Genomic DNA, 19,640 nt, shown 5'->3' with positions numbered 1-19,640 from the left:
CCAAAAAAATAAAAAATTACAAGAAAGATTCGGGTTGCTTCGCTGCAGTCCGTGCAGTCTGCGTACTAATAATGCCTTTTGCGACAAGATTTTTTAGGCTTTGATCGAGTGTGGTCATACCGTAGTTGGCACCCGTTTGAATCGCAGAATACATTTGCGCGACTTTGTTTTCACGAATCAAGTTACGGATCGCAGGAATACCGATCATGATTTCATGCGCAGCCACACGACCGCCACCATTTTTCTTGAGTAGGGTTTGTGAAATTACGGCTTGAAGTGATTCAGATAACATGGCACGAACCATGTCTTTTTCTTCAGCAGGGAATACGTCAATCACACGGTCAATGGTTTTTGCGGCAGAGGTTGTATGGAGTGTACCGAAGACCAAGTGACCGGTTTCAGCAGCTGTCAGCGCCAAACGAATGGTTTCAAGGTCACGCATCTCACCGACTAAGATAATATCCGGGTCTTCACGCAGTGCGGAACGAAGTGCTTCGTTAAAGCCGTGCGTATCACGGTGTACTTCACGTTGGTTGACCAAGCATTTTTTTGATTCGTGTACAAATTCGATCGGGTCTTCGACCGTTAAAATATGGTCATAACGGTTGTCGTTGATGTAATCAACCATCGCAGCAAGCGTGGTTGATTTACCCGAACCTGTTGGACCGGTCACCAATACGATGCCACGTGGATATTCACAAATATCTTTGAAGATTTGGCCCATGCCAAGATCTTCAATGGTTAGTACTTTTGAAGGAATGGTACGGAAAACGGCACCAGCACCACGGTTTTGGTTAAATGCGTTCACACGGAAACGAGCCACACCAGGTACTTCAAATGAAAAGTCAGTTTCTAATTTTTCTTCGTAATCACGACGCTGTTTATCGTTCATGATGTCGTAAACCAATTTGTGCACTTCTTTATGTTCAAGAGCAGGAAGGTTGATACGACGAACTTCACCATCCACACGAATCATTGGTGGCATACCAGAAGATAAATGTAAATCCGAAGCGTTATTTTTGGCAGCAAAGGCCAATAGTTCTGTAATGTCCATAAAATCCCCGAGATAAAAATTAAATCTTAATTATTTTGATAGAATAATAAGGCTTTCCCACAGCTTAACCAACACTTAGTTGCAGGGCAATGCAAAAAAAGATGAATGAAATGAGAACCCCGTCAATGAATAAACTTCAAGAAGCACGAAATCAAGTCTTGCAGCAAATTGAGCAGGCTTGCCAACTTGCGGGTCGACCACAGCAGTCGGTTGAATTGTTGGCTGTATCTAAGACGCATCCTGCTGAAATGCTAAGAGAAATGTATACAATGGGGCAACGCTCATTTGGTGAAAATTATCTGCAAGAAGCGCTTGAAAAAATTGAGGCTTTGGCAGATTTAGAGATTGATTGGCATTTCATTGGTCATGTACAGCGCAATAAAACCAAACATTTGGCTTCAAACTTTGCTTGGGTGCATGGGGTAGACCGTTTGATTATTGCGGAGCGTTTATCAAGCCAGCGAGAAGCGACTCAAGCACCTTTGAATATTTGCCTACAAGTCAATATTGATGCGCAAGATACGAAGGATGGCTGTCAGCCGAATGAAGTAGCAGATTTGGTCGCACAGATTTCTACGCTACCGAATTTACGCTTACGTGGACTGATGGTAATTCCTGCTCCAAACAATCCACAAGCTTTTGTTGATGCCAAAGTGCTCTTTGAGCATGTCAAAGCACAGCATACGAAACCTGAGGATTGGGATACCTTAAGTATGGGGATGTCAGGTGATATGACAGATGCGATTGCTGCGGGTTCAACGATGGTTCGCGTGGGGACAGCATTGTTTGGTGCGCGAGATTATTCAAAATAGGACAGAAGATTCAGCCTGCTTTCCAAAACTAGGCTTATAAAGTGTAAGCACAGCAGATAAATTTTCACAATAGATGAAACCTATGGGTTCAAAGTGAGCCTTTTAATTTGAACTTTCCATTAAAGTTGAGTACAAAATAATCAGGATGTTTTTGATATTGAAGTAATTCACACTTGGACAAATAGGGAAGTTCATGACGGCATATTATCAGTTGATTCAACGCGACGTAGATGCGCAAGGCTGTGTCACGGCACATTACCATTCGACCAATTTAGCACAAGGTGCATGGAATGCACATGAGCAACACATGGCACCAGCTACAGGCATTATTTGTGCTGAATTAGACCGTTTTTCACCACGTCATGATATGCGTATCGGGCGCATTAGCCTCGATATTTTGGGCTTAATTCCTGCTGGCGAGTTTGAAATAATCACGCAAGTGATTCGTCCGGGAAAAACCATTGAACTGATTGAATCTGAAATGCGGGCTCAGGGCAAAACCTGCATTGTGGCACGCACTTGGCGCATGATGACGCAAAATAGCCAGTCCGTGAAAGGTTTGGAGGATGCTGATGTGACTGGGCCAGAAACTGCGCCGATTTGGGACGGTATCCGTCAGTGGCCGGGGGGATATATTCAGTCGATTGAAGCAAGAAGCCATGGGCGCCGTGCAGGTCAAGGCATTGTGTGGCTGAGAACACAGCATGACATGGTTGAAGGTGAGCCGACTGCTGATTTTGTCCGTTTAATGGGCATGGTTGATACCGCCAATGGTATTGTTCCGCGTCAGGATTGGCCATTTGGCTGGGGCTTTCCAAATCTGGATCTACAAATCCATTTGCACCGTTTACCACAGGGACAGTGGTTAGGTCTGGAAACCGTGCAGCAGTATGGAGCGGATGGTGTTGGTTTGAGTAGTTCTGTATTGCATGATGTCCATGGCCCATTTGGGCGTAGTGAACAGATTTTAACGCTACGTCCACTCGGGACGTAATGATCTAGAGAATCAAAAATTATAAAGCCTGCTTTAAGCAGGCTTTTTTTAAGATACGATTTGGATGGTGCTTGCACCTGCTCCGACAGGATTGACTTGAATTTGCACAGGGATTCGTTCGTGCATTTCTTGAATGTGAGAAATTAGCACGACTTTACGCCCTTGGTTTTGTAGCTGATCCAGAGCATTCATCACCATGTGCAGACTTGAAGCGTCTAGCGTACCAAATCCTTCGTCAATAAATAAGCTTTCAATTTTTGTTGTACCTGATGCCATGCTCGCAATGGCTAAGGATAAAGCGAGCGCGGTTAAGAAAGACTCACCGCCTGAAAGCGAAGAGACCGAGCGGGTTTCACCATCCATATCATGATCGACAATGGCTAGGCTTAATGAGTTTTCAAGGCGCTTTAAGGTATAGCGCTGTGAAAGCATCGCCAATTGCTGATTGGCATATTCAATTAAAATATCGAGGTTATATTGCTGTGCCAAATCACGGAATTTCTTGCCCGTTGCATCGCCCATTAAGCTCGAAATCTTATTCCAACGATGTTCCTCAGATTGGATCTGTTGAATCTGATCGGTAAATTGCTGCTGTTTTGCTACATTGCGTTGATGTACTTCGAGTTTGAGTTTCACTTCATCACGCTGTTCCATCACTTGGGTTATTTGTTCAACCAAACTTTGTAATTGTGAGAGTAATGCTTCAAATTCGATTTCAGGCTGCAGCATTAAGTGCTGCTGTAGTTGCTCATCCAATGTTTTCTTAGCAGACTGAGCATCGCTATATGCACGTTCAGCCGAGCTAATTTGCTGTTTCAGTTGCAGCTCTTGCTCATGTGTAATTTCACTGAGCTGCTGTAACAAGGCGTCATTAAAATCAATATGCAGCGCTAACCACTGTTGAATACTCAACGCGGCTGCATTTTGTTGAGTTTGCAACTGTAGTTGCTGTGCCTGATATTTTTGCAGTGTTGCTTGTGCCGTATCAAAGGCTTGGCGTCGCTGCTCAAATTGTTGACGTACCGTATTAAACTGAGTCTGCAGCTGTTGTCGGTTTTGCTCAAACTGTAATAACCATTCATGCGGTTTTTCAACAGTTACTTGAGTCATGGTAAAAATAGCTTGGATTGCAAGATCGCTATTTTGTTTACCTTCTTCTAACAGTGTCGAAATGCGTTTTTCAGTTGCAGCAATATTCTCTAGACTGAATTTACTGCGCTGTTTTGCCTGTTCCAGCTGATGTGTTATTTGATTCAGCTGAGCATTTAGTTCATTACGTTGTTTTAAGGTGTTAAGACGTTGCTGTAATTGAATATAAATTTCTTCAGCAGCGGTGCGGGTTGACTGCTGCCATGCGTATTTTTCAGTGTCATCCAATAAAGACAAAATAGGTTGAATATTTTGTTCCGCATGCTGTATTTCTGTCAGCTGCTTTGTCGTGTGCTGAATGTATTGAGTCAAAGTATGGCTGTTTTGCTGCGCCTGTTCATGGGTTTTTAAATCAGCTTCTGTTTGCTGCAAAGATTGCTGTGTTTGTGCAATATGATGTGTTATAGCCGTTTCAAGCAAGCTCAAATCTGAGTGCAAATCGTATGGAATATTCAGTGCATTAAGTGATTGCTCAAGCTGGGTTTGGGCATTGCTCTGTTGCGTGCTGATTGCGGTGAGTTGCTGTGCATTGGCTTCAAAGGCAGTGGACTGCTGTGTGCATTTTTTTTGCAGTTGCTGCCACAGATCAAACGTTATTTTTTCATGCGCTAGTGCTTGCTGTTCCTGCTGTACTTGCAGTTTCAATAGTTCATGGGAAAGCACATCTTGGTTATATGTATAAGGGTGCTCGGTGCTGCCGCAGACCAAACATGCTTCACCTGCAACCAGATTTGCTCTGAGCTGTTCAATATTTTCTGCATGCAGTAATCGCTGCTGCTGCAGTACAGTTTGCAAATTCTCTCGAGCTGCTTTTTGTGCATGAAATTCAGTTTCAGCCATGCTGCATTGCTGCTGATTCTGTGTGAGATCACTTTGCAGTTGGTGCTGGTCTTGCAATTTTTGCTGATGTTCAACATGAATGGCGTGGTAATGCTGCCAATGACTCTTGGTGATATCTAATTGATTGATGCGATTTAATAAGTCTTCACGCGCTGTACGCAAGCCCGTAATTTTCGAGTTAAGTGCTTGGTCTTGCCCAAATTGCTGAATGAGCTGGTCAAGTTGCTGTTGTTTTTGTGCCACTTGTTGCGTGGCTTGAGCGACATCACCATATTGCTGCTCAAATTGCACATAACTTTGAATAAAACGCTGTAAAGGGCTGAGATGTGCAGACAGTGCTTCATCCAAAATTTGAAAATGTGCTGTTTGCGAGAGTAGGGTATTTTGCTGCGCTATATTTTGTTCTAACTGCTGCTGTACTTGTAACAATTGCTGTTCGGCTTGAAGCAGCGGGGCATGCTGATCTTGCAGTTTTTTGAGTTCATCTTTTACAGCAATTAGCTGATCGCCTAGCACTCGGCGGTCGGCAATTCGCGCACGTACTAAATCAATTTGATCTTGATGATCAACTTCAAATTGGTGCTGCTGTTTTTGCTGTAGATCAAGTTGTTTAAATTGAGTTTTTTCATGATTAAACTTAATTTCAATTGCGCTGAACTGCTGCTGTGCTTGAGCCAATTGAGGCTGCAGCGTTGCTATTTCAGTACTTAAATTCTTGCGTTGAATGATGCTTGGACGGATTGAGGCGAATTTTTCCAGTTGCTGCAATTGCTGCTTCTGCGGCTGCAGTGCATCGAGTTGCTGCTGTTGAACAGCCAAATATTGCTCACGTTGCTGAATATCCGCAATCAGTTTATCTTTGTGTTGAAACCATTGCTGCTGTTTGAGCAATTGCTGCTTTTCACTTTCGAATTTTTGGTAAGACTCTGTATGACTTTGAAAATTCGCCGTGTATAAGGCAAGATCTTCATCCGATAAAATTTCAATATCACCGAGTCGAACTTCCAAAGCCTTACGCTGATTGGCAATTTGCTTGGTTTTTTCAAAGGCCAATTGACCAATTTTCCCGAAAATACTGGAATTGGTTAGATACTCCAATAGCTCGCCACGTTCATTATCACGCGCTTTTAAAAAAGCGGTCACTTCTGACTGAGCCAGTAAAACGGCACGGGTGAACTGTTCAAAACTGAGTTGAGTAATGCGTAAAATTTGGCTCTCAACCGCTTTGGTTTTATCCGCAACAACAGTGCCATCTGTTAAGCATTTCAGTGAGCGCTGTACGCTTTGCAATTTACCGTTTGGGTTTTCACGGGCACGTTTAATTTCCCAACGTGCAGAATAGACTTTTTGGTCTTGAGCAATAAAACTGAGCTCGGCAAAGCCTTGGCCTGTACCACGGCGCAAGACTGTTTGCGGTGAGTTGGTCGGCAGCTCTGAACCATCTACATCGATGAGTTTGCCATCGCTGTCTTTTAAGCGCGGCACACGGTTAAACAGCGCCAAACACATGGCATCTAAAATAGTCGATTTACCAGCACCTGTTTTACCAATAATTGCCACTAAGCCTGCACTTGCTAAGGGTTCAGATTCAAAATCAATAAAATGCTCACCCGCTAAAGATGCCAAGTTTTTAATGCGTATAGATAAAATTTTCATGGCAATTCCTTAAGTGTTCGCATCATCTTCAAGTGATTTTTGTGCTTCATCGACCAAACTTAAAAAATCTTTCATTACGGTGTCATCAGCACCGTAGCCCTGTTTTTCCCAAAGGTTTTGGAATAATTTTTCAGGCGTAGGCGGATCAAGGTTGATTGCGGCTTGCTGCGGATTATTTTGATCTGAATTTAAATAACGGCGGCTGATGCGCACCAAACGATAACGGTTTGGCGCTAGCGCTTCTTCAAATTGCTGTCGTAAATTCGGTGCAGGCGGAGTGTCGGTATGATATTCAATTTCGACATATTCACGCTGATCAATATCTTCAATTTCACCGCTCGGCAAAGCGGATAATTGTGCCAAAACTTCTGGAATTGTGCCTTTGATGCGATGCAATTGCACGCTGCGCGGAATCGCTAAGGACTCTATTTGAAAGCGTGATTCATCGCTTTGAGTCGGGTCAATACTGATATCAAGCACTTGATGCTTATAATTGATTTCACTAAATGACAGGGGAATCGGTGAGCCGCTATAACGGATATGAGTTTGTCCAACTTTTTGCGGTTTATGCAAATGCCCAAGAGCCACGTAGTCAATTACATCATCAAACAGGGCGGTTGAAATTGCTTCTTCATTGCCCATAATAATCGGGCGCTCTGAGTCTGACGTTTCACCGCCTTGCATGTGGGCATGGGACATTAAAATTAAGGCTTGATCTAGAGTTTTACGTGCATTGGCTTCAGCAATTAATTGTTGATGTACATAGGCAATGGCATTTTGACTATTGGTGGTTTGATCATTGAAACCGGTGATCTCGGCAGCACGTAGAAAAGGTAAAGTCAGGCACCATGCCACTACATTTTTGTGTTCATCATAAATAGGTACCAGCAGTCGGTCTAAATCGAGCTGACCTTCGGTATTTTTATGGACCACGCCTACAGCTTTGGCATGGTATTTTTCTAATAAAGGCTCAACTTGTTCAATACGGTAGCCTGAGTCATGGTTGCCTGCGATCATCAGGGTTTGCATGTGCGGAGCCCGCTCATGTGCATCTGCTAGAAACTGATACAACTGTTTTTGCGCTCTGGAAGCGGGGTTGATCACATCAAAAACATCGCCTGCAATGAGCAGGGCATGTGGCTGTTTTTGTGCTATTTGTTCAAGCAGCCAATTGAGAAACTGTTCATGTTCGTAGTCACGTGAGTGGTTATAGAAAAATTGTCCTAAATGCCAATCTGAAGTATGAAAAAAACGAACAGTCATGCAAGCACCAAAAAATCAAAAAATTGATTGGGCTATAAAGTATCACATATGGTTATGTTTACGAGGGAGATTAATCATTCATCAGTCCAGCTAAGTCGTTTTTGACAGTTACAAAGTATCCAATCTAAACTATGCCATAACTGCATTAATGTGCATTTGCATCCACTTGCAGGAGGCAAAAAGTATTATGGGCTGGATCTATGAAATAGCCTTGCCAGTATTATCCAAGTATCACAAATTTTTCTATAGCAATTTGGCCATCTTGTACCAGATTTTTCTTAGTGATTTGGTCGAAATCTTTAACTTCAAAACTACGAGTAAATGTATTGGTAATGCAATGCATCGGTGGAGTCTGTACAGAGCATTCTAAGAGGTCACCATGAAGTCTGGGGTTACTGATTAGGGAATCCTGTAACTCGTGTAAATGACCAACCAAAAACGGCAGAATAATACACAACTTAAAGCTTGGTATCATAACTTTGAATTTCAAAATAGTAGAGCTGGTTCATTGTAATTATATTTTCTTTGATGGATTACACATTTCAAATAGTAGAGATCTGAAATTAGGTTAAAAAATACCAAGAACTAGGAATATAAAATGTTGTTCTAATCCTGTATATAGGTGAATTATTGTACAGCAGGTGTATTACCTGCATTTGGGGTAGCAGGAGATGCAACATGCCAAATAATCCTTTTGACGAAGAAAAACTTGCAAATAGTATGGTGTATAAGACTTTATTAGAGTCTACATTAGCCATTCCTTGGTGTATTGATTGGGACAGTAAAACATTTAGTTATATTGGACCGCAAATTGAAAAGTTACTCGGTTGGAAACAAAGTAGTTGGAAAACGGTAGATGATTGGGCATCACGTATGCACGAGGAAGACCGTAATTATGTACTGAATTATTGTGTTTCACAGTCGATGGCTGGTATAGATCATGAAGCAGATTATCGTGCACTTAAAGAAGATGGTTCATATCTTTGGATACGTGATGTTGTGCATGTCGTGCGTAAACCAAATGGTGATGTAGATTGTCTTGTCGGCTTTATGTTTGATATTTCCGAGCGGAAAAAACAAGAGGAACAACTACAAAAATTGCAACGTCAGCTCGAAGAATATTCATATAAAGATGGCTTAACTGGTATTGCAAATCGACGTTTGTTTGATGACTTTTACCAGCGTGAATGGTTAAACGCAATCCGCACGCAAAAGCCGCTGAGTCTAATTTTGATCGATTTAGATTATTTTAAACAATACAATGACTTGAATGGTCATGTGATTGGGGATACATGTCTGCGTCAAATTGCTAAAAGTTTGGAATCTTGTTGTACACGACCTCGTGATTTAGTTGCGCGTTTTGGTGGCGAGGAATTTGCTTGGATTTTACCAGAGACCAATCAGGCAGCAGCAGCAATGATGGCCGATAGAATTATGGATGCCGTGCGTGCTGCACGATTACCGCATAAAGCCTCAGCAGTGTCGGAACTCGTCACACTCAGCATGGGGGTAAAAACCATTATTCCTTCAGATCTGGATAATCCAATGCAATTTCTGGATCAAGTTGATAAAAACCTCTATGTAGCCAAAAGACAGGGGCGTAATCGCTACTGTGCTGCATAACATAGATTTACAGTTGTGACTTATTTTAAAGTTGCATAGATTTTTCAGTCAGTCGATATTTTATCGGCTGATTTTTTTTGGGTGTAGAATATAAGAATAAAATTCGATGCTAAATGCATGAGGCACAAAATAAAAGACCGACGATTCGAGTGATGATGAAATCGTCGGTCAAAAAATCGATTTCAAATTTAAGTGATGGCTGCTGTTCATACTTAAATTCAAAATGAAACTTATTGCTTTTAAAAAGGTCACCGAAACATTGTGGATGCCGTCCAAATCATCGGTTGCTACAGACCTTGTACCCTATATAACGTAGCCGATTACAGATTGGTTGACATGAAAATGAAAAAAAATGCATTTTTTTTTATACTAGGTGTCAACTTCTTCTTGGGTTAGGGTCATGGTGTCTTTAACACGTTATTTTTTATTGTTTTTTTTCATTTGTTTAATCATGACTTGTATTTGCGGTGTGATCGCTGCATTATTGCCACAGGGTGTAGGTGGTATTTTAACGGTCATACCCTACCTGATTGCCATGATCGTGGTGTTATTTCGGTTTTTAAATAAAAATCAGAGAGCACCGACACAGGCAGAGCATAAAAAATTTACCTTAGGTTTTAGCCTGATTTTTTGGTTATATAATTTAGCTTTTGTACTTTTGGGTATCGCAATTTTTTCAAGAAAAGATCCTGAAATTTGGCAAAATTTAATGCTTTATGTTCAACTTCCTCAGTTTATGAGTTTAATGGTGATCATGTTGTTACTGATGGCTATCCCTTTGTATTTAATCACCTATTGGTTTTATGGTCCGCAAGCACAGCGGATGGCTGCTCAAAAGTTTGGTGCATAAAGCTTGATCGTTTGGTGATCTTGTTCTATAGATAATAGTATTATTTCATATAGATAAGAACAAATTATGCATCAGCCCACAGTACTGATGACGGGTGGCAGCGGTTTTATTGGCACACATCTCATCAAGGCACTTTTAGCTGCGGATTATAAAGTGATTGGGCTCAGTCGTAAGGCTGGGCGTATTTCTAAATCACCACATTTAACTTGGGTACAGCAGCTCGATCAAATTCCTCATGACAGAATTGATTATGTGATTAATCTTGCAGGTGAAAGTATCGGCAAAGGTCGCTGGACAGAGACGCGTAAACAGCAATTATTAGAAAGTCGGGTCAAAACCACAGAAGCGCTGTATCAATATTTACGTAAACGTAAAATTTTTCCGAAATGCATTATTTCAGGTTCGGCTGTTGGCTATTATGGTATTGATATTGAAGAACAATGGACAAAAGTGTGCGATGAAAATACTGCACCACAAGCCATTTTTATGTCAGAGCTATGCCAAAGTTGGGAGCAAGTCACACGCCAATTTCCTGAACAAAATACCATTATCACACGACTAGGTGTGGTCTTGGCTGAAGGTGGCGGGATCTTACCGCAAATGTTGCGACCGATTCAGTTCAATTTGGTCAATAAAATAGGTTCTGGTCGGCAGCCTTTTGTGTGGATACACATACAAGATGTGATCCGAAGTATGCTGTTTTTAATGAAACAAGCAGAGAAAAAACATGCATTGCTTGAACCCACGCCAATCGATCCGCATATTTTTAATTTAGTTGCGCCTGAAAAATCGACGCAGGCTCAGTTTGCGCAGATTGCAGCACGTCAATTAGCGAAAAAGCCATGGCTCAATGTGCCTGCAATTGTTTTTAAAATTTTATTGGGTGAGCAATCGCAATTAATTTTAAATGGTCAATTGGTTCAGCCAGCCGCATTATTACAGCAAGGCTTTGAGTTTAAATTTCCGACGTTAAAAGAAGCCTTGCAGGATTTATTGGCTTAGTTGAATTTGACGGATTGACCATTATTCGACGCTTAACAATGCATCTTGAAACAGGCGACTCGGACTATAGTGGTCTGCATTGAATGAAGGCGTTTCCCCAGTCATCAGTTCAGCCAATAGCTGAGCTGAAGCTGGTCCCATGCATAAACCATTTCTAAAATGCCCAAAATTTGCCCAAAGATTGTCGAAATTTGGCATCTGCCCAATATATGGAATCCCTTCAGGCGAAGATGGGCGCAGGCCAGCCCAAGATTTCACAATTGGAAAGTTGGCAAGCTCTGGTACCATGTCAAAGCAGGATTTTTGAATATGCTGTAAGGTTGCATCTGTGGTCTGAATATCAAAGCCACATTGGCGCATACTTGAGCCACAAACCACATGACCGTCTTGGCGTGGAATCAAGTACATCACCTTATTCATGCACATGGTCGGCAACCAGTTCTGCGGAGTTTTAAAGAGAAGCATTTGTCCCTGCACGGGTTGTACGGGTATCTCAATGTCTAGTTGTTCACTCCATGCGGCTGACCAAGCGCCCGTGGCAATAACGAATTGATCTGCTGTATGTTGCGTACCATCTGCGGTGGTGATGGACTGGATATGATTGTCCGAACGGTTTAATTGGCGGATCGGGCAATGTTCATAAATCTGAACTTTAGGATGCTGCTGTAAATAAGCTGTTAATGACTGCAAAAGTCGCGGATTACGGATGTTGGCTAATTGCGAAAAATAAATGCCATGTGCAAAGCGTGCTGAAATGTGAGGATTAATCTGCTCAATTTGCTCGGATTGTAAATATTCCGCCTGTTGCATTGGGTCTTGGTGCAAACGGGCATAATCTAAGCCGATTTCAAAATCATCTTCATCAAAAATCAACATGCCAGTTTCATGAATTTCAAAATCAATCCCAGTCATAGGTTTTAATTTTTCATTCCATTTTTGGTAGCTCTGCTTGCCATAACGTGCGAGCGCATTGACTTCATTGGGATATCGCCAAGGATACATCGGGGAGAGGATGCCACCACCAGCCCAAGATGCGGCAGAACCTGTGCGTTGTTGGTCGAAAATCGTCACCGTACAACCGCGTTCAACGAGTTCCAATGCGCTGAGTAAACCACTAATACCCGCCCCAATAATGGCAATATTCATGTTCTTTTAACCGATGAATGTATGAGTTTGATCTTAACTTCAGCAACGCCGAAGTTTTTCTTCCAAGACTGTTTTTTAAATTTTACAGATATAAAAAAGCCTTCCTGAACGTTACCATTTCAGGAAGGCTTTGCAGGTTATTTCATGTCTTTCAACATGAGTGCTGCATCTTCAGCAAAGTAAGTCCAGATCCCATCTGCACCTGCACGGCGGCAGCTCATAAGCGATTCGATAATCACGTTTTCAGATAGCCAACCATTTTGAATGGCACCTGCCAACATGGCGTATTCGCCACTCACTTGATAGACAAATGTTGGAACACCGAAATTATCTTTGACTTCACGGACGATATCTAAATACGGCATACCCGGTTTTACAATCACCATGTCGGCGCCTTCTTGAATATCGAGTGCGATTTCATGTAAAGCTTCAGCACGGTTACCGATGTCCATTTGGTAATTGTATTTATTGCCACCTTTGAGGTTGCTTGAAGAACCTACCGCATCACGGAATGGCCCGTAAAAGCTAGACGCATATTTTGCAGAATAAGCCATGATGTTGGTATAGATATGGCCATTGGCTTCAAGGGCTTGGCGAATTGCACCGATACGACCATCCATCATGTCACTTGGTGCAACCACATCTGCACCCGCTTCAGCATGGCTGAGTGCTTGTTTAATTAAGCATTCAACGGTTTCATCATTCAGTACATAGCCGGTATCATCAATGATACCGTCTTGACCATGTGTGGTGTATGGGTCGAGAGCACCATCAGTGATGAGAACCATTTCTGGTAGTTCTTTTTTTAATAAGCGGATGGTGCTTTGGACTAAGCCATCTTCATGCCAAGCTGCTTCAGCCGTTAAGCTTTTATCTTCCTGTGGTGTAACTGGGAACAAAGCTAATTTTGAAACACCCAATTCGAGTAAACGTTCTGCCTTTCTTAGTAACAAGTCAGCAGATAGACGCTGTACGTTTGGCATGCTTGGAATATCTTGAGTTTGTTGCTGGCCTGGCAACACAAATACTGGATAAATGAGATGATCAGTCGTCAGTTGAGTTTCACGCACCATAGCGCGAAGCTGGTCATTTTTACGAATGCGACGCATGCGAGTGGCAGGAAAAGCTGGACGATTGAACGTATAGGTCATAACAATCTCATTGATCAGTATTAAACTTTGACTATTGTAGACGCATAATGAGGGTTTGGCGCACCCCGTATTATTTTTTTATTCAATGACAGCGATTCGAGTAGGCTATGACAGATGTAAATAAGAGTTGGACCGGTAATATTGACCTAAACTCGAAGAATGAAATCGATACTTTATTAAATAACATTGCTCAAGCATTTAACAGCTCCCCATTTTTTGTACACAATGCCATGAAAATGACGGTGATTGATGGTCAGATCGAAGCACGTGTCGACATGGCCAGTAATCTAATTGGAAATGTCGCATTCCAAATTTTACATGGTGGTGTTGCGGCAACTTTACTCGACAGTATCGGTGGTATTTCAGCGATGGCTGAATTGTATAAAAAGGCCACAGCTGAAGATCTAGCAGAAACGAGTAAAAAGGTATCTCGCTTAGCGACCGTCGATATGCGTGTGGATTATTTGGCGCCAGGACGTGGACAGTATTTCGTTGCACGAGCTGAAACCTTACGTTTAGGTCGTAAGGGCTGCACCATGCGTATGACCATGGTCAATGATGAAGGTAAAGCGATTGCAACAGCGATTGCATCGTATGCTTATTAAGCCATTTTTAAGTTAACACATTCAAAATGATGAAAAAATAAAGTCCAGCATTGGCAGCAGGGCATGATTTTATCCTGTTGCCGACGAAAAAAAGACTGACGAGTTACATTTTCTATTCTCAGGATATGATTTTTTAGCTTTAAAATGCCGGAAAATTGAAGAAGATAGACTTTCTCACGACACCATTATCTGACAGCAAAGTTGACATGCTTTGCAAAGCTCATGATGCCATGACCAAGTCTGCTAGATTTAGGACAAATCTATGACAGATACCGTTAGTAACCTGCCAGAAACCCCATCTACAGAGCAGCCCACCGATCAGGAATTAAAAGCACGCAGAAAAAAAGGCCTTGGTATAGTGGCTGTATTGATCGTGATTGCTTTGGTGATGTATTTGATTTGGTCAATATTTCTAAATCATTCCGTCAGTACCGATAATGCCTATGTCGGTGCAGAAACAGCGTCGATTACCTCGATGGTCACGGGGCAAGTGGCAGAGGTTTTGGTGAGTGATACGCAGCAAGTGAAAAAAGGCGATGTGCTTGTTCGCATTGATGCTCGTGATGCTGAAATTGCCTTAGCTCAAGCTCAGGCTGAATTACTTAAAGCAAAACGCCAATACAAACAAACAGCGGCGAATAGTAGCTCTTTAAACTCACAAATCTTTGTCAGTGATGATGCGATTCATAGTGCAAGCGCACAAGTGGCCAAAGCACAAGCCGATCTGAATAAAGCACAAGATGAATTACAACGTCGTCAACAATTGGCTGCTTCAGGTGCGATTTCTAAAGAAGAATTAAGCACAGCGCAGAGTGCTGTGAATACCGCTAAAGCCAGTTTTGATGTGGCTCAAGCAGGACTCGCTCAAGCCAAATCTAGTCAAAAAGCGGCACAAAGTAATAAAGCGGCGAATGATGCATTAATTCAAGACAGCAATGAAAACTCAACCCCAGATGTTTTAGTTGCGCAAGCACGTCTACAACAAGCTCAGTTGGACTTAGAACGTACACAAATCAAAGCGCCCTTTGATGGTGTAGTGACACGTCGCAATATTCAAGTTGGGCAACGCATTGCACCGGGAACGTCATTAATGATGGTGGTGCCTGTCTCTCAGTTATATGTCGATGCCAACTTTAAAGAAAGTCAATTGGCAGGGGTGCAAGCGGGTCAAAAAGTTGAACTGACGTCTGATCTGTATGGTGACAAAGTTAAATTTAATGGCACAGTAATCGGTTTTTCTGGGGGTACAGGTTCAGCATTTGCCTTGATTCCTGCACAAAATGCCACAGGAAACTGGATTAAAGTGGTTCAGCGTTTACCTGTGAGGATTCGTTTGGATCCAAAAGAGTTGGCAGAACACCCTCTCCGTGTGGGGCTGTCTATGGAAGCGACGATTGACCTGAAATCGAAGTAATTGCCTATGAATCAGCAAATGCAAATGACTGACCTGAAAGGTGGTCGTCTGATTCTCGCTGCCTTGGTCTTGGCATTGGCGAACTTTATGGTTGTGCTCGACATGACTATTGCCAATGTATCAGTGCCGCATATTACCGGTAGTCTTGCAGTATCGGCATCCCAAGGGACATGGGTCATTACCTCCTATGCTGTGGCCGAGGCGATTTGTGTGCCATTAACGGGTTGGCTCGCTGGGCGCTTTGGTTCTGTACGGGTTTTTGTGATCAGCCTGTTTGGCTTTACTGTATTTTCGATACTGTGTGGTTTATCGACCAGTTTAGAAATGTTGGTGTTTTGCCGAATTGGGCAAGGTTTGTTTGGTGGTCCGATTATGCCACTGAGCCAAACGTTGTTAATGCGCATTTTCCCTCCTGAAAAGCAATCCCAAGCCATGGGGATGTGGGCAATGACCACTGTAGTTGGCCCTATTTTAGGTCCAATTTTGGGTGGTACGATCAGTGATAATTTATCTTGGCATTGGATTTTCTTTATCAATATTCCTGTCGGAATCGGTTGTGCTATCGCAGCGATGCGCTTACTGAAAACGGCTGAAACTCCAACACAGAAATTGAAAATTGACCGCGGTGGCTTGCTGCTGTTGGTGTTATGGATCGGTGCCTTGCAATTGATGTTGGACTTGGGCCATGAACGAGATTGGTTTAATAATCCATTTATCGTGGTGCTGGCACTGACGGCATTTGTTGGGCTGATCGTTTTCACGATTTGGGAGCTGACTGAGCGGCATCCAGTGGTGAATATACTGCTGTTTAAGTACCGAAGTTTTACCATTTCGGTCTTGGCTTTGGCGTTTGGTTTTGGTGCCTTCTTTGGCAGTATTGTCCTGATTCCGCAGTGGTTACAAATTAACTTGGGCTATACCGCAACGTGGGCCGGTTATCTCACGGCAACGATGGGCGTCGGTAGTTTGACCATGTCGCCAATTGTTGCAAAGCTTGCAACCAAATACGATCAACGTGCTTTGGCGAGTTTTGGTTTAAGTATCTTGGGCGGAGTCACCCTTATGCGCGCCTTTTGGACCACGGATGCAGACTTTATGGCTTTGGCTTTACCGCAAATATTACAAGGTTTTGCCGTGCCATTTTTCTTTATTCCCTTGTCAAATATGGCCTTAGCATCTGTACTGCCACAAGACATGGCATCTGCAGCAGGTTTGATGAACTTCTTAAGAACCATGGCAGGGGCAATTGGAGCCTCGATTGCAGTAACCATTTGGGATGATCACACCAAAGTCGCACGCAGTGAAATGGTCAGTAATTTACATGTTACTGAGGTACAAAACACCTTGGTGAATCATGGAATGAGTTCAGAAGCTGCTTTGGGATATATCTCCAGTTTAGTGGATAAGGAAGCCTTAACGCTTTCAGCCAATCATGTGTTTTTAGTTCTGGCAGGTGTTTTCATATTCGCTGCACTGATCATTTGGCTCTGTCCACGACCTAAAGCAGGTGTAGGTGGCGGTCATGCACATTAAATAACATCAAGTATAAAAAACCGCTCATTCGAGCGGTTTTTTATTGCATACGGCGTTGATTGGAAAAAATTAAAGGTCCGAGCGCGCCCGTTTAAGTGCAGATTGCCACTGAGCCAAATGAAATTCACGTTGATCAGCATTCATTTTTGGTTCAAAAGCACGTTCTAATTGCCATGATGCGGCAATTTCATCAAGATTTGAAAACACACCCGCTTTGAGTCCGGCCATCGCGGCAGCACCCCATGCAGTTGATTCTAAAAGTTTAGGACGCAGTACAGGCACATTTAAGATATCGGCCTGAAATTGCATCAGCATATCATTGCTACTGGCACCGCCATCGACTCGGAGTTCTTTAAGTGGACTAGACAGGTCGGACTGCATGGCGGTCAATACATCCGACACTTGAAAGGCAATGGCCTCTAGGGCGGCACGAGCTATGTGGGATTTATTTGTACCACGTGACATTCCACAGAGGAGGGCACGGGCATCACTATCCCAATGCGGAGCGCCTAGCCCAGTAAAGGCAGGAACCAAAACCACGCCATCGGTATGCTCCACTTGGCACGCGAGTTTCTCAACATCACTACTTTTTTGAATAATCCCTAAACCGTCTCTTAGCCATTGCACGATTGCGCCAGCCATAAACACACTGCCTTCTAGTGCATAATGGGCTTGACTTTGAGCTTGCCATGCAAGGGTTGAGAGTAATTTATTGTGGCTATATTGAACTTCAGTGCCGGTGTTAAAGAGCATGAAACAGCCGGTACCATAGGTATTTTTTGCTGTTCCTGCGTCAAAGCATGACTGTCCAAATAACGCAGATTGCTGATCACCTAAAATGCCGGTAATGGGAATGTTTGCGCCAAGTAAACCTGTAGCGGTATCTGCAATATATTCATCTGAACTGATGATTTTAGGGAGGACCGACAGGGGAATATCGAATAATTCTAAGAGTTCTTCATCCCAAGCTTGTTGCTGTAAGTTCATCAGCATGGTTCGTGAGGCATTGCTGGCTTCAATCACATGCTCTGCACCTTGCGTCAGGTTCCACACCAACCAACTGTCAATCGTGCCAAAAGCCACATGACCTTGCTGAGCGAGTTCACGTAGACCCTGAACGTGTTCGAGTAACCAGACCAATTTTCCCGCACTGAAGTATGGGTCTATACGTAAACCAGTTTTTCTATGAATGATGTCATTTAGGTTTTGTTGGGTCAGTTGATTACACCATTCAGTGGCACGACGGTCTTGCCAGACAATTGCAGGGGCAAGGGGTTGTCCACTTCGTTTGTCCCACACGACGGTGGTTTCACGTTGGTTGGTTAAACCTATGGCTTTAATGTCTTTTGCTAGGATACGAGCAGAAGCGAGTGCTTGTTGCACGACGGCAATTTGGGTACTCCAAATTTCTTGAGCATCTTGCTCCACCCAGCCCGAATGAGGAGTTTGAATGTGGGTTTCCCGTTGAGCTGTAGCTTGAACTTGTCCATGTTCGTTAAAAATGATCGCACGACTTGAAGTCGTTCCTTGATCGAGTGCCAATAAATAGCTCATATATTTTTCTTTTGCGGTCTTGAAAAATAAAATATTAACGCAATTATGTAATTAAGCGCAGATCAATGTGTAATTGTTTCGAAATTGCATCGCAATTTTTTGAAGTTATGCTATGATGACGCTACTTTGGGGATGTTTCTGGCTTCGACGCTGGTGATGAAACTCATAGATGCATGTCGAGAGCGCATTTTCTCTCGTAAATCAAATTTGCATATTTTAGTCGCAAACGACGAAACTTACGCTCTAGCTGCCTAAGGGCAGCTTGTCCGCATCCCTGAATACTTGTGGTTAGGGGTCCCGACTGAAGCGAACGCACACAAGTCCGTATAAGATCAAGCCTTGGGGTCTTATACTAAATCTTAAAGGATCGCGATTTGTACCCTGTTCGTCGGGTCACAAAGAGCTAAATCAATAGACGATATCTAAGCATGTAGTATTCTCGAGCGTAGTGCTGGCGGACGCGGGTTCAACTCCCGCCATCTCCACCAAAATTCAATTCAGAGATGTTCGTCTGAATGTAAAAAAGCCCTTAAATTCAATGTTTAAGGGCTTTTTTATTGGTTGTATTGTCCGATTCTGTCCTAAGCTGTGTGACCCAATTTTTGCCTTCTGCGGGTAATTATTGGGAAAATTTCCCCAATTATTTTTAGTCTAGATAAAGGGTATATGCAGATGAAACTCACGGATACTGAATGCAGAAAAGCACAGCCCCAAGATAAGCGTTATCGTATTTCAGATGAAAATGGTTTGTCATTATTGGTGACACCTGCAGGGCAAAAATACTGGAATGTACGTTATACCGTTCATGGTGAGCGTAAGTCGGAGTCACTCGGTCTATATCCAGACATGAGTTTAAAGAAAGCAAGGGAGCTTGCACTTGAGCTGAAATAAATGTATTACAAGTCAGTCTATTACAAATATATCAAGCTTTTTTTTAAAGTGGTCGTTGAGAATCAAAGAATAAATAGTCATGATCTAAAAATGATAATCTGCT

General features: G+C 42.8%; 14 protein-coding genes, 1 other RNA gene and 1 pseudogene. 10 read left to right on the top strand and 6 right to left on the bottom strand.

Annotated features, from left to right (window positions below; genetic code table 11):
• Window positions 1-16: 16 nt before the first annotated feature.
• Window positions 17-1,054, bottom strand: a complete 1,038-nt coding sequence (locus tag FTU62_RS08260) for a type IV pilus twitching motility protein PilT (protein WP_078190026.1) — start codon at window positions 1,052-1,054, stop codon at window positions 17-19.
• Window positions 1,055-1,179: 125 nt separating this feature from the next.
• On the opposite strand from FTU62_RS08260, the gene FTU62_RS08255 reads away from it, so the two are divergent.
• Window positions 1,180-1,866 carry a YggS family pyridoxal phosphate-dependent enzyme gene (locus tag FTU62_RS08255; RefSeq protein ID WP_180102402.1) on the top strand — a complete coding sequence of 229 codons (687 nt, stop codon included), beginning with the start codon at window positions 1,180-1,182 and terminating at the stop codon, window positions 1,864-1,866.
• A 193-nt stretch (window positions 1,867-2,059) separates the two neighbouring features.
• Complete coding sequence (locus tag FTU62_RS08250; protein WP_078193098.1) at window positions 2,060-2,860, top strand: thioesterase family protein; 801 nt, start codon at window positions 2,060-2,062, stop codon at window positions 2,858-2,860.
• 48 nt (window positions 2,861-2,908) lie between these two features.
• On the opposite strand, the gene FTU62_RS08245 is transcribed toward FTU62_RS08250, so the two are convergent.
• On the bottom strand, window positions 2,909-6,505 hold the full coding sequence (locus FTU62_RS08245; RefSeq protein WP_180102401.1) for an AAA family ATPase: 3,597 nt from the start codon (window positions 6,503-6,505) through the stop codon (window positions 2,909-2,911).
• Window positions 6,506-6,514: 9 nt separating this feature from the next.
• Complete coding sequence (locus tag FTU62_RS08240; RefSeq protein ID WP_180102400.1) at window positions 6,515-7,768, bottom strand: exonuclease SbcCD subunit D; 1,254 nt, start codon at window positions 7,766-7,768, stop codon at window positions 6,515-6,517.
• A gap of 678 nt (window positions 7,769-8,446) precedes the next feature.
• Here FTU62_RS08240 and FTU62_RS08235 point away from each other — a divergent pair.
• The 3 genes from FTU62_RS08235 to FTU62_RS08225 all read left to right on the top strand — a co-directional run bounded on the left by FTU62_RS08235 (window position 8,447) and on the right by FTU62_RS08225 (window position 11,243).
• Window positions 8,447-9,391: a GGDEF domain-containing protein gene (locus tag FTU62_RS08235; protein ID WP_180102399.1), complete on the top strand. Its 945-nt coding sequence runs from the start codon at window positions 8,447-8,449 to the stop codon at window positions 9,389-9,391.
• A gap of 400 nt (window positions 9,392-9,791) precedes the next feature.
• Entirely contained in the window at window positions 9,792-10,241 is a 450-nt protein-coding gene (locus tag FTU62_RS08230) for an ABZJ_00895 family protein (RefSeq protein ID WP_180102398.1), read from the top strand.
• Between the two features lie 66 nt (window positions 10,242-10,307).
• The gene (locus FTU62_RS08225; protein WP_180102397.1) at window positions 10,308-11,243 is read left to right on the top strand and encodes a TIGR01777 family oxidoreductase; all 936 of its coding nucleotides are present in this window, start codon (window positions 10,308-10,310) and stop codon (window positions 11,241-11,243) included.
• Between the two features lie 21 nt (window positions 11,244-11,264).
• Here the strand turns inward: FTU62_RS08225 and thiO are convergent, their stop codons facing one another.
• Together thiO and hemB are read right to left on the bottom strand one after the other, a co-directional pair.
• On the bottom strand, window positions 11,265-12,389 hold the full coding sequence (gene thiO, locus FTU62_RS08220) for a glycine oxidase ThiO (protein ID WP_180102396.1): 1,125 nt from the start codon (window positions 12,387-12,389) through the stop codon (window positions 11,265-11,267).
• Window positions 12,390-12,526: 137 nt separating this feature from the next.
• Window positions 12,527-13,540 (bottom strand): porphobilinogen synthase, encoded by a 1,014-nt coding sequence (hemB, locus tag FTU62_RS08215; protein WP_111885258.1) that lies wholly within the window; start codon window positions 13,538-13,540, stop codon window positions 12,527-12,529.
• 107 nt (window positions 13,541-13,647) lie between these two features.
• Here hemB and FTU62_RS08210 point away from each other — a divergent pair, with 107 nt between their 5' ends.
• From FTU62_RS08210 to FTU62_RS08200, 3 genes are all read left to right on the top strand, one after another.
• Entirely contained in the window at window positions 13,648-14,145 is a 498-nt protein-coding gene (locus FTU62_RS08210) for a thioesterase family protein (RefSeq protein ID WP_180102395.1), read from the top strand.
• A 262-nt stretch (window positions 14,146-14,407) separates the two neighbouring features.
• Window positions 14,408-15,559 carry an efflux RND transporter periplasmic adaptor subunit gene (locus FTU62_RS08205; RefSeq protein ID WP_180102394.1) on the top strand — a complete coding sequence of 384 codons (1,152 nt, stop codon included), beginning with the start codon at window positions 14,408-14,410 and terminating at the stop codon, window positions 15,557-15,559.
• Window positions 15,560-15,565: 6 nt separating this feature from the next.
• Entirely contained in the window at window positions 15,566-17,092 is a 1,527-nt protein-coding gene (locus tag FTU62_RS08200; protein ID WP_180102393.1) for a DHA2 family efflux MFS transporter permease subunit, read from the top strand.
• 69 nt (window positions 17,093-17,161) lie between these two features.
• Here FTU62_RS08200 and glpK read toward each other — a convergent pair whose 3' ends face one another.
• Complete coding sequence (glpK, locus tag FTU62_RS08195; RefSeq protein ID WP_180102392.1) at window positions 17,162-18,646, bottom strand: glycerol kinase GlpK; 1,485 nt, start codon at window positions 18,644-18,646, stop codon at window positions 17,162-17,164.
• Window positions 18,647-18,774: 128 nt separating this feature from the next.
• Here glpK and ssrA point away from each other — a divergent pair.
• Both ssrA and FTU62_RS17410 read left to right on the top strand, forming a co-directional pair.
• Window positions 18,775-19,134: a transfer-messenger RNA gene (ssrA, locus tag FTU62_RS08190) on the top strand.
• A gap of 184 nt (window positions 19,135-19,318) precedes the next feature.
• Window positions 19,319-19,600: pseudogene (locus FTU62_RS17410) on the top strand (Arm DNA-binding domain-containing protein); the annotation flags it as partial.
• Window positions 19,601-19,640: the final 40 nt, after the last annotated feature.

Source organism: Acinetobacter sp. YH12126 (assembly GCF_013418745.1).
Taxonomy (GTDB): Bacteria; Pseudomonadota; Gammaproteobacteria; order Pseudomonadales; family Moraxellaceae; genus Acinetobacter; species Acinetobacter amyesii.
Note: the sequence above shows the minus strand (reverse complement) of the source record. Positions and strands in the feature narration are given on the sequence as shown.

Coding starts and splice junctions, on each gene's coding strand:
- FTU62_RS08260 (WP_078190026.1), bottom strand. CDS start 1,054: ATGGACATTACAGAACTATTGGCCTTTGCTGCCAAAAATAACGCTTCG.
- FTU62_RS08255 (WP_180102402.1), top strand. CDS start 1,180: ATGAATAAACTTCAAGAAGCACGAAATCAAGTCTTGCAGCAAATTGAG.
- FTU62_RS08250 (WP_078193098.1), top strand. CDS start 2,060: ATGACGGCATATTATCAGTTGATTCAACGCGACGTAGATGCGCAAGGC.
- FTU62_RS08245 (WP_180102401.1), bottom strand. CDS start 6,505: ATGAAAATTTTATCTATACGCATTAAAAACTTGGCATCTTTAGCGGGT.
- FTU62_RS08240 (WP_180102400.1), bottom strand. CDS start 7,768: ATGACTGTTCGTTTTTTTCATACTTCAGATTGGCATTTAGGACAATTT.
- FTU62_RS08235 (WP_180102399.1), top strand. CDS start 8,447: ATGCCAAATAATCCTTTTGACGAAGAAAAACTTGCAAATAGTATGGTG.
- FTU62_RS08230 (WP_180102398.1), top strand. CDS start 9,792: ATGGTGTCTTTAACACGTTATTTTTTATTGTTTTTTTTCATTTGTTTA.
- FTU62_RS08225 (WP_180102397.1), top strand. CDS start 10,308: ATGCATCAGCCCACAGTACTGATGACGGGTGGCAGCGGTTTTATTGGC.
- thiO (WP_180102396.1), bottom strand. CDS start 12,389: ATGAATATTGCCATTATTGGGGCGGGTATTAGTGGTTTACTCAGCGCA.
- hemB (WP_111885258.1), bottom strand. CDS start 13,540: ATGACCTATACGTTCAATCGTCCAGCTTTTCCTGCCACTCGCATGCGT.
- FTU62_RS08210 (WP_180102395.1), top strand. CDS start 13,648: ATGACAGATGTAAATAAGAGTTGGACCGGTAATATTGACCTAAACTCG.
- FTU62_RS08205 (WP_180102394.1), top strand. CDS start 14,408: ATGACAGATACCGTTAGTAACCTGCCAGAAACCCCATCTACAGAGCAG.
- FTU62_RS08200 (WP_180102393.1), top strand. CDS start 15,566: ATGAATCAGCAAATGCAAATGACTGACCTGAAAGGTGGTCGTCTGATT.
- glpK (WP_180102392.1), bottom strand. CDS start 18,646: ATGAGCTATTTATTGGCACTCGATCAAGGAACGACTTCAAGTCGTGCG.